At 45.1% G+C, this 11889-nt stretch carries 4 protein-coding genes; 3 read left to right on the top strand and 1 reads right to left on the bottom strand.

Features of this window, described 5'->3' with window-relative positions; all coding sequences use genetic code 11:
* Positions 1 to 9 precede the first annotated feature (9 nt).
* A complete protein-coding gene (locus AC1DCV_RS07860) occupies positions 10 to 810 on the bottom strand; it encodes a DUF4350 domain-containing protein (RefSeq protein ID WP_477022669.1) in 801 nt (266 codons plus the stop codon).
* Between the two features lie 396 nt (positions 811 to 1206).
* Here AC1DCV_RS07860 and AC1DCV_RS07865 point away from each other — a divergent pair, with 396 nt between their 5' ends.
* The 3 genes from AC1DCV_RS07865 (at position 1207) to AC1DCV_RS07875 (ending at position 11886) form a co-directional block, all read left to right on the top strand.
* Positions 1207 to 5304 (top strand): two-component regulator propeller domain-containing protein, encoded by a 4098-nt coding sequence (locus AC1DCV_RS07865; protein ID WP_477022670.1) that lies wholly within the window; start codon positions 1207 to 1209, stop codon positions 5302 to 5304.
* 520 nt (positions 5305 to 5824) lie between these two features.
* A complete protein-coding gene (locus AC1DCV_RS07870; RefSeq protein WP_477022671.1) occupies positions 5825 to 8674 on the top strand; it encodes a TIM-barrel domain-containing protein in 2850 nt (949 codons plus the stop codon).
* Between the two features lie 86 nt (positions 8675 to 8760).
* Positions 8761 to 11886: a SusC/RagA family TonB-linked outer membrane protein gene (locus AC1DCV_RS07875; protein ID WP_477022672.1), complete on the top strand. Its 3126-nt coding sequence runs from the start codon at positions 8761 to 8763 to the stop codon at positions 11884 to 11886.
* Positions 11887 to 11889: the final 3 nt, after the last annotated feature.

An 11889-nucleotide genomic window follows, 5' to 3' on the forward strand; every position in this document is an offset into this window, starting at 1 on the left:
AGCTAAAAGCTAACGGCTAACGGCTGAAATGATCCATCGCGTGAGGTCTGCTGCTGCTTCAGCGTTCTGGTAAGATGATGGCAATCTCTTTCCATCTACATATTCGTTGTAAAACCAGGGGTCTCCTACTGCAAACACCGTTCCTTTACCTACCCGCGCTTCGGCCATGATGACGTATGGCCCATCTCTGAATACTGCCCGGGCAGGAGATTTTAGTTTGAGGGTAGACAATTCCTTGATGTATACTTTTCTTCCGGGCTTAAAGATCTCATGGCCGGGAGGGATATTGAATGTTCCCTGCTCCCAGTTCTTTCCCTGTACCCGGTTGCGGCTGTCGCCATTAAAATGGATACCGAATTTTTCACTCAGCTTATTGAAGTGGTCAAATTCTGCGTTGGCAGAGTCATTCTCCATCAATACCAATACGCCACCGGCTTTTACCCAGTTAAAAATGACCGCAGCATCCTTTTCATTCATATAGTTGGGATGGGGAGATTCCTTTTCCGTATCCGGGTCAATGATCATATAGATATCGGTTTTCTGCAGATTGGCAGCGGTGGGCGCTTCCAGCAGGCTATCTCTTTTCACACCTAATGAGTCAAAAATGCCGCCCCAGATGGAAATACCACCGTTATCCGTTTCATTCCAGATGTAATGCCACCGAATCGGGTTACCGGCTTTATCGGGTTTAAATTCGTTGTTGTAGTAGTAGTCGAGGGTTACGGTGAGCCCCTTTCCTGGCTGTTGCTGAGCCATGGCAGTCAATGCCAGCCCACATAACAACATCATACTTATTGTAATACGCTTCATGGATTTTCAGATTGACAAAAAAGTACTCAATAATATTTAAAGATTATAGCGGACCACGAATGAAATTATCTTGTATCGGAAAAAAGGTCATTCATGGCGGGTTTCCAATTTTTTTTAAATATTGTTTGCTAATTTCTTGACAATCGTTTTACCTTCACCTACTTTTGTATAGCAAGAGGCTGGCTACCCCAATAAAATCGCAAACATCACTTATTATATACCGGTTATGCCGGACAATTAGCTGATTAACTTTTTATGGACCTGAGTGCCATAACGTGGAATTTTAGCAATAAAGGTCGAATTCTTTCGACCTTTCTTTGTTTATAGCCGTTTTGTACTATATTGTTGCGCCTTTATAATTGTCAAACTAACAATTTTCAACCAAGGGATGTGTACATGCGGAAGAGGCTCTTCATATTCACTTTTTTAATACTACTAACAACGCTCACCTGGGCGCAAACGCTCACCTATCAGTTCAACCGGATTGATATTAACCAGGGCTTGTCCAATAACCAGGTAAACTGTATATTCAGAGACAGCATCGGCTTCATGTGGATCGGCACCGTATCTGGCCTGAACCGGTTTGACGGGTATCATTTTACTGTATACCAGCATGATTTGCGTGACAGCACTTCCGTGTCCGATAATAATATAGGTAAAATCATGGCTGGTCCCGGGCAACAGCTCTGGATCCAAACCCGCACCGGCATTAATATATACCAGCCACAAACCGCAAAATTTAACCGGCATCCTGAAACGCTCCTTCGGCAATGGGGTATTCCGGGCAACGTATTGACAGACATCGTAAAAGACAGGGCCGGACAATGCTGGTTCCTCCATCCTACTGCTGGTATTTTTATGGTAGATGCCCATAACAAGTCCTTGTCGTTGGTACATACATCGGACAGTTCCAGCATTGCCACCAACAGCGTTTCCGCCATGGTGCAGGATAAAGCAGGCGACTACTGGCTGCTGCACAGCAGCGGTATCCTGGAAAAAATGGATGCCCGCAGCCACCAGATCCTGTACCGTAACCATACCCTCGTAAAACCGGAACATCCGGTTACCGCCTGGAACATGGTCACCGATAACGACGGCGACCTTTGGATATTCAGTAATAATGAAGACAATGGTGTTTACTATTTCGCCGTGAGTAACCACAACTTCCTTCACATTGATCAGGAAACCCCGGGATTGGCACTGAACAATAATATTGTCAGGGGTATAGTTCCCGATAATAACGGACAGATCTGGATCGGCACAGACCATGGGGGCATCAATATTATTGATAAGAAAGCCCAAAGCATCCGGTACATTCAGAATATCAACGAAGATAACCGCAGCCTGAGCCAGAACAGCATCACCACGCTGTATAAAGACAATACCGGTATTATATGGATAGGCACTTTTAAAAAAGGACTGAACTACTACCATGAAAACATGGTAAAGTTCCCACTCTTTCAATACCAGGCCTATAGCCGTAACAGTTTACCTTATAACGATGTGAACCGGTTTGTGGAAGATGCCAGCCATAATCTATGGATAGGTACCAACGGCGGCGGACTGATCTATTATGACCGCAGCCGGAATACTTTTACCCAATACCGTCATGACCCCGGCAACGCCAACAGTATATCCGGTAACGTTATTGTTAGTCTGTGGATAGACCATCGCCAGCAACTATGGGTGGGCACCTATTTCGGAGGCCTCGACCGGTTTGATGGTCATCAGTTTATCCATTACAAACATGACCCTAAAGACAGCAACAGCATCAGTGACAACAGCATCTGGGAAGTGCTGGAAGACAAAAACCACCAGCTATGGGTAGGTACCCTCAATGGCGGTCTTAACAGGATGGACCCTGTAACACAACAGTTCCGCCACTTTCAGCAGGAAGTGCCTTCCAAATATATTTCCGCCCTGCTTGAAGACAGAGCAGGCAACCTCTGGATCGGAACTTCCGAAGGACTGGATGTAAGAAACCCAACAACTGGCACCTTTAAACATTACAGCAATATTCCTTCCGCCGGAGGAAGCCTGAGTCATAATAACGTAGTCTGTATTTTCCAGGATAGCCAAGATCGTATCTGGGTAGGCACCCGTGAGGGATTAGATCTTTTTAACCCTAAAGACAACAGCTTCCATACACTCCGTAAAGAAGACGGGCTGCCCGATAATTCTATCCTGAATATCCTGGAAGCGAACGATCATAGTATATGGATGAGTACTCCCAATGGATTGTCTAACATGACCATTCATCCGGCAACTAACGGCAAAGGGCCTACGTATTCGTTCAAAAACTACGATGAATCTGATGGTTTACAGGGCAAGGAGTTTAATGAAAATGCCGCATTGAAAACAAGTCGTGGTGAGCTGATATTTGGTGGAGGCAACGGTTTTAATATCTTCTATCCCAATACAATTGCTGTCAATAAAAACATACCGCCGGTGGTATTAACAGACCTGCAGATATTTAATAAAAGCATACTCCCTGGTGAAAAAATCAATAGCAGGATACTACTCACTTCCGCTATATCAGAAACACGCAGCATTACCCTGAAGTATAGTGAAAATGTTTTTTCACTGGAATTTGCTTCCCTGAATTATTTCCATCCGGAGAAAAACAGGTACGCTTATATACTGGAAGGTTTTAACAAAGAATGGTTGTATACCGATGGACTGCAACGGAAGGCCACCTTTACCAACCTTGATCCGGGAGTGTATACTTTCCGGGTAAAAGCTTCCAACAATGATGGCATCTGGAATGACACCGGGCTTACTTTACAAATCCGGGTACTACCGCCTTTCTGGAAAACATGGCCGGCCTTCCTTTGCTATGCCCTGCTGATATTGGGAGCATTATTGCTGGCACGCAGGATTATCCAGGAAAGAGAAAGACTGAAGTTCAGGATGGAGCAACAAACACAGGAAGCCGCACGAATGCATGAACTGGATGCGCTGAAAATACGCTTCTTTACCAATGTCAGTCATGAGTTCAGAACACCGCTCAGTCTTATTATTACACCCCTGGAAAAAATCATCCGCCAAACGACTGAAGGAAATTTAAAAGGACAGCTGGAGCTGATGCAAAGAAATGCCAGGCGCCTGCTTAACCTCGTGAACCAGTTACTTGACTTCCGTAAAATGGAAGTACAGGAAATAAAACTACATACCACCGAAGGCGATATCATTGGTTTTATAAAAGAACTAACCGGCTCTTTTTCTGACCTGTCCGACAAAAAGCATATACAGCTTGCCTTTCAGAGTAATGTACAAGAACTGAAGATGCTGTACGATGCAGATAAAATAGAGAAGATCCTCTTTAACCTGCTTTCCAATGCATTTAAATTTACCCCGGAACAAGGTAGTATATCCGTTCATGTTAGTTACCAGGCAGGTGCTGCACAACTGGAAATAGCGGTGAAAGATAACGGTATCGGTATTCCATTGGAAAAACAGGATCATATCTTTGAACGCTTCTTCCAGCATGAAGTACCTGCTTCCATGGTGAACCAGGGCAGCGGGATTGGTTTATCCATTACCCGTGAGTTTGTAAAAATGCATGGGGGAAGTATCAGCGTAGATAGTGCCCCGGAAATGGGAAGTTGCTTCACCGTACTGTTGCCGGTAAAAATGGCAACAGCGTTGGTGCCGGGCACCGTACAGGAAACGATTAACAATATCCCGACTATAGCACCCGCCACCCCTGTTAGTAGCAGTAGCAAAAAGCCGTTGATCCTGCTGGTAGAAGACAACGAAGATTTTCGCTTCTACCTGAAAGACAACCTGGGACAATATTTCCAGATCATAGAAGCCGAAAACGGGATGATTGCCTGGAAGTTATTACAGCATACCCTCCCCCATCTGATCGTGAGTGATATATCGATGCCTGAAATGGATGGACTGGAATTATGTAAGAAAGTCCGTGCACAACAGCGCACAGCACATCTTCCTATCGTATTGCTTACTGCCCGGGCAGAAGAGGCTCAACAACTGGAAGCCCTCGAAACAGGTGCGTCTGATTATATTACCAAGCCGTTTAATTTTGAAGTATTATTGTCCCGTATCAAAAACATTATCTCACAGCAATCCTCCTTACGGAAAACCTTCCAGCAACATATAGAAGCACATCCCAGTGAGGTGGCTATTTCTTCCGCTGATGAACAGTTTATCCAACAGGCATTACAGATTGTAGAGAAGAATATCTCCAATCCTGACTTTTCTGTAGAAGAACTAAGTCGTGCTTTGTTTATGAGCCGGGTATCTGTTTATAAGAAAATTTTAGCACTCACCGGCAGGTCGCCCATTGAATTTATCCGGAGTATACGTTTAAAACGAGCGGCCCAGCTACTGGAGAAGAGTCAGCTAACAGTGGCGGAAGTGGCCTATGAAGTGGGTTTCAACAACCCGAAATATTTTACCAAATATTTTAAGATGGAGTATAATGTACTGCCGTCTGTATATAAAGCAGAAGGCGGAAAGCATAAAGCATAAAGCTATTGTAACGGAGATTGCTGTGAGCAACCTGACACATTCGCTACAATAGCTTTATGCCTTCTGCTTTCTGCTAAAACAACAAATCTGCCCTATTAAATAACGAAATGCTACCCCTTCCTCCCGGTGGCAATGGATAATTTTGCCGGATTGATTATTAAATCTGTTTATGCTCAAGCACAACTTTAAGAAAAGCAACCGGCTGTATCTGTTGATCGAAATCCTGCTATACTGTTTGATCACCATCTCTCTTATAGGGTTATTGTTGCTATAACCTGTTCAAAACCAAGCGCATTCCCTTTATCTGATTAACATTTTATGCCCTAACCAGCATCATTCTGCTACCCTACCGTCGCCTGCGGTTAACATAATCGCCCTATATCTAAAACATACCGTTACCCTGTGATTCCGTGTGTCCGTTTATTTTTGTTTTCACACGTTCTGAAGTAAACACGTTTTGAAATAAGACCACACGTACCGCAAACAACCACGTTCAATCAAGGAAAAAATCCGTTCAGATATGCAGATAAAGAGGGCGATACCGTTCGTACTAATGACGCTTCTTGCTTCCTGGTGTTATGCCGGCCAGGTAGATAAGCTGGCAGATGGCCTGGTAATACATTTAAAACAACCCACACCAAATGGCGCCAAACAGGTGAGATTACAAGTGGTATCCGACAAAGTGATCCATGTAACCGCCACACCCGGGGACCACTTCGATGGTACACCCAGCCTGATGGCAGTAGATATAAAAGGGAATACCGTAAAATGGGATACAGAAGAGCGTAATGAAACAGTGGTATTAAAGACAGCCAGTCTTTCTGCTACTGTAGCCCTTAATACCGGCGAAGTAGTTTTTCGCGACAACACCGGACATATTATATTACAGGAACAAACAGGTGGTGGTAAACACTTTACCCCCGTTACCATCGACAACAAACAATTATACCGCATACAACAGGCGTTCGAATCTCCCGCGGGTGAAGCCTTTTATGGTTTGGGGCAGCATCAGACCGGATTAATGAATTACAAAGGGCAGGATATAGACCTCACCCAGTACAACTCTGTGGCGGCGGTCCCTTTTGTAATATCCAACCGCAATTATGGCATTTTATGGGACAACTATTCCATTACCCGTTTCGGAGATGAGCGCCCATACCAACAAATGTCTGCCTTACACTTAACATCTGCTGAAGGGAAAGCCGGTGGTTTAAGTGCTACTTATGGCGACCGCTATAACAATACCGTGTATGTAAAAGCAGTGGAAGATAAAATTGACTATGAGTTCCTCGATCGCTTAGCTAATCTCCCGGCGGCTTTCCCGATGGTAAAAGGGAAAGTGACCTGGGAAGGAACGATGAACGCAGATGAAAACGGTGAGTACAAATTCTTTATGACTACTTCCGGATATACCAAAGTATGGATAGATGGACAGTTAAAGCTGGATAGATGGCGTGAAAGCTGGAATCCGGGGGCTTCCGTATTCCGTCATGCACTTAAGAAAGGTCAGCCTGCCACTATTAAAGTGGAGTGGATACCAGAAACTTCTCAATCCTTCATTTCCCTCAAATTCCTTTCTCCTACACCGGCAGCTGCAGCAGATAAGATGAAGCTGACTTCCGAAGCTGCCGAAAAAATTGACTACTACTTTATGTACGGTCAAAATATGGATGAAGTAATCAGTGGCTACCGGCAGGTAACTGGTAAAGCTACCCTGGTACCACGCTGGGCACTGGGATTCTGGCAAAGCCKGGAGCGCTATAAAACACAGGATGAAATAGAAAATACGGTAGCTGAATTCCGCAAACGCAAAATTCCGCTGGATAATATTGTGCTGGACTGGAGTTACTGGAAACAGGATGAATGGGGCAGTCAACAGTTTGATCCGGCACGTTTTCCTGATCCGGCGGGGCTCATCAGTCGTCTGCATGAAAAGTACCATGCCAACTTCATGATTTCTGTATGGCCTAAATTTTATGAAGGGATAGATAATTACAAATTATTCGATAGCAAAAACTGGTTATACAAACAGAATATCAAAAACAGGCAGCGCGACTGGATTGGCAACGGTTACGTATCTACGTTTTATGATGCTTTTAACCCGGAAGCCCGCAAGCTTTTCTGGAATCTGATCAACAAAAATCTGTTCAGCAAGGGCATTGATGCCTGGTGGCTGGATGCCACAGAGCCCGACATCCTGTCTAACTCCTCTATAGATGAGCGTAAGACATTGATGAATCCTACGGCTATGGGATCTTCCACACAATACTTCAATACCTATGCCCTGTTAAATGCCAAAGGTATTTACGATGGTCAGCGTGCTACCAAACCCGGTCAGCGTGTATTCATCCTTACCCGTTCTGCTTATGCCGGTTTACAGCGCTATGCTGCAGCTACCTGGAGTGGTGATATTGCCGCTACGTTTGAAGAAATGGGCAGACAAATACCTGCCGGATTAAATTTCTGTATGTCTGGTTTGCCTTACTGGACTACCGATATCGGTGGCTTCTTTGTAGAAGATAAATACGACAAGCCAAACCCACAGGGGCCGGCACTGGAAGAATGGAGAGAGCTGAATACCCGTTGGTTTCAGTATGGTGCTTTCTGCCCGCTGTTCCGTTCTCATGGGCAGTATCCTTATCGTGAAATGTTTAACATAGCGCCAGACAGCAGTGTTGCGTACCAATCTATGCTTTACTATGATCAGCTGCGTTACCGCCTGTTGCCTTACATCTACTCACTGGCGGGCAGTACTTACCATCACGACTATACGATTATGCGTGGATTACCGATGGATTTCGGGCAAGATACTGCGGTGCTAAATATCCGTGATCAATATATGTTCGGACCTTCTCTACTGGTAAATCCGGTTACACATTACCAGGCGCGCAGTCGGGAATTGTATCTGCCGGCGGGCAATGGCTGGTATGATTTCTACACCGGTGTATATCAGTCAGGCGGACAGCACATCACTGCCACAGCACCTTTGTCGCGGATGCCTTTGTATGTTAAAGAAGGCGCGATTCTGCCTGTAGGCCCGGCATTGCAGTATACCAATGAACGAAAAGCAGATACTATACAATTGTATGTATATACTGGTAAAGACGGTGACTTTAGCTTGTATGAAGATGAAAACAATAACTATCAGTACGAAAAAGGCGCATACAGTAATATCTCTTTCCACTGGGATGAAGCAGCGCAAACCTTGAGCATAGGAAAACGGGCAGGTAGTTTTCCAGGCATGTTACAGCAGCGTTACTTCCGCGTAACGTTTGTGAGCAAGCAAACGCCTGCAGGGCCGGATCTCAGCAATAAGACAGATAAGATTACATCATATAATGGAATAGCAAAAACGGTCCGGGCCATCTGACCTGGACCAACTTATTCAATTGTTGGATAATCCAATCAAACATATACATTATTCAAACTCCTCTGCCTAAATAAAACACGTTAAACATGAAAATCTGGTACACTATCAGTCATTTTTTTCCACGGCAATCTGTCCTACGGACACTTGCAGTATGCAGCCTGGCTGTTGCACCTCCCGCGTTGCGCGCCGCTGCAAATAACGGGAAGGCATATACGCACCCTGTAAAACAAACCATCACGGGCAAGGTACTGGATGCTAAAGACGGTTCTCCCCTGCCAGGTGTAAATATTTTAGTAAAAGGTACCACCCGCGGCGCTGTTACCGGTACGGATGGCGCCTTCAGTTTATCTGCCGATGCCGGTGAGATGCTGGTAGTTTCGCTGGTAGGCTTTGAGAAGGTGGAACTGGCTGCCAAAGCCGGTGCTCCCATGGTGATACGCTTAGCATCGGCTTCCACCGGTTTAGAGGAACTGGTGGTAATAGGTTATGGTGCACAAAAGAAAAAAGTGCTGACCGGTGCTACCGTACATTTAAACACAGAAGACCTGGTAAAGAATCACAGTGTGAGCGTAGAGCAATCATTGCAGGGGCAGGTGCCTGGTGTGCAGGTTACCTCCAACTCCGGGCAACCTGGTGATGCCATGAAGTTTACCATCCGTGGTATTGGCACCAACGGTAATTCCAGACCACTTTTCATAGTAGATGGTTTTCCGGTGGATGATATCTCCTACATAAACCCATCCGACATTGCCAGCGTGGATGTATTGAAAGATGCTGCCTCCACAGCTATTTATGGTACCCGTGCTGCGAATGGGCTGGTGATGATTACCACTAAAAAAGGGCGGTCCGGAAAAATGAGCGTCAGCTTCGATGCCTCTTACGGATTACAGAATCCGGCCCGTAAACTGGACCTGCTGAATGCACAACAGTATGCCAATATTATGAACGAAGCCGCCATCAACTCCGGCGCCGTTCCTATTTATTCCCCGGACTCTATTGCTAAACTGGGTAAGGGTACCGACTGGCAAAAAGCCGCTACGATAAAAAATGCACCTATTCAAAATTATAGTCTGAGTCTTTCCGGCGGTAACGAACATTCCATTTTTTCTTCTTCCCTCTCCTACCAGGGACAGCAGGGCGTCATGGGATTACCCGGTAAGTCTAATTTCGAAAGAACGTCTTTACGCCTTAACTCAGAACATAAGTTATACAAAGACCTTATCAAGGTAGGTGAGAACCTCACGTATGCGCATACACGTCAAAGTGGTATCGGCACCGGTAATATTTACAATAACTCCATTCGGGGCTTATTGAATGCCGATCCTACTTTCCCGGTATATAATGCAGATGGCAGCTATGGTAAAGCGGCTTATGCAGATGAAATCAATCCCATTGGTGCCATTGATTACCTGCAGAATAATAAAAGTATTACCGACAGGATCATAGGAGATATTTATGGAGAAGTGACCATCATAAAAGGGTTGACCTTCCGCACAGATTTTGGCGCAGATATCTCCTATAACTATCTCAATTCTTTTCTGCCGGTATATAACCTGGGTACCAACAACAGTAACGATCACTCCCAGGCCAAACAGGCCATGTATCGCAACCTCGCCTGGAACTGGGACAATACCCTTAACTACCAGTTTACAGCGGGCAAACATAACCTGAACATATTAGCAGGTACTACAGCCAGGAAAAGCGAAGCTTATAATGTAGGCGGCAGCACCACCGATCTGATCATTTCAGATTTTGAACATGCGGTGATCAGCAACGGATTAAATAAAGACACCCGGCAGGTATTCGGCACCAGAAACATGGATGCGCTGCAATCTTATTTCGGACGCGTATTCTATAGCTATGATGAAAAATACCTGCTGACAGCTATCCTGCGCCGGGATGGGTCTACCAAGTTTGGCGCCAACAATCGTTATGGCTACTTCCCATCTTTTTCAGCGGGATGGATTGCCACCAACGAAAGCTTTCTGCAGGATATCAGCTGGCTGAACTTCCTGAAAATCCGCGGTGGCTGGGGCAGGAATGGTAATGACAGGATTGCCAGCTTTGCTTACCTGGCAAGCGTTAACTCTACCTATCGCGATTATTATTTTAATGGGGTACAAACCGTGGGAGCATCTCCTAACAGAATTCCCAATCCCAATCTGAAATGGGAAGTTTCCACACAGACAGACATTGGATTTGATGCGACCCTGTTCAAAGACGTGACGGTAACATTTGACTGGTACCGTAAACAAACCGGCGACTGGCTGGTAGATGCGCCCATTCCTGCAATCGTAGGTACCGGTGCTCCTACCATTAATGGCGGCAATATTGAAAACAAGGGAATTGAGCTGGGCATCAACTACAATCATCAGTTTGGCGAAGTAACTATTGGCATTGGCGGTAATATTGCTTTCAATAAAAATACCGTAGTAGAAATTCCTAACCAGGAAGGTGTGTTACATCCTTCTTATAATGGCGTGTTGTCTTCCAATATGGATGAGTACTTCCGCGCACAGAATGGTATGCCTATCGGTTATTTCTATGGATTAAAAACAGCCGGCATCTTCCAGAATCAGGCAGAAATAGATGCTTATACCGGCAAAGGAGGGCAAAAAATACAACCGGGCGCACAACCCGGGGACGCACGTTTTGTAGACATCAACGGTGATGGTGCGATTACGGGGGATGATAAAACAAAAGTAGGTGATCCCAATCCGAAACAAACCTATGGTATCTCCCTATCTGCCGGCTGGAAAGGATTCGACCTGTCGGTGTTATTGAGTGGTGTAGGTGGCAATGACATCGTAGATGGAACCAGGGCCTATGACCGCTTTTACAATAACTATACAACGGCCGTTTTTGATCGCTGGCACGGAGAAGGTACTTCTAACTCCAGGCCCCGTGTAACGCAAAATAATGAAGCCAATCAAAACTATACCCGCTTCTCTGATCTGTATGTGCACAATGGTGCGTTTATGCGTATCAAGAGTATCAACATTGGATATGATTTTAAGAAAACATTATTGAAACATGTTCCTATACAACAGTTCAGACTCTATGTTTCAGGACTGAATGTATTTACGTTTACACATTACCGTGGGCTTGATCCGGAGGTAGGTTATGGTATTGACAGCTGGTCTTCCGGCACTGACCTTGGCTATTTTCCGCAACCCAGAACCATTTTATTTGGTCTTAATGTTAAATTCTAAACT

Source organism: Chitinophaga sp. 10T418, assembly GCF_056394125.1.

Bases quoted from the DNA above. Each gene is read 5' to 3' on its own strand.
- AC1DCV_RS07860 (WP_477022669.1), bottom strand. From the start codon at position 810: ATGAAGCGTATTACAATAAGTATGATGTTGTTATGTGGGCTGGCATTG.
- AC1DCV_RS07865 (WP_477022670.1), top strand. From the start codon at position 1,207: ATGCGGAAGAGGCTCTTCATATTCACTTTTTTAATACTACTAACAACG.
- AC1DCV_RS07875 (WP_477022672.1), top strand. From the start codon at position 8,761: ATGAAAATCTGGTACACTATCAGTCATTTTTTTCCACGGCAATCTGTC.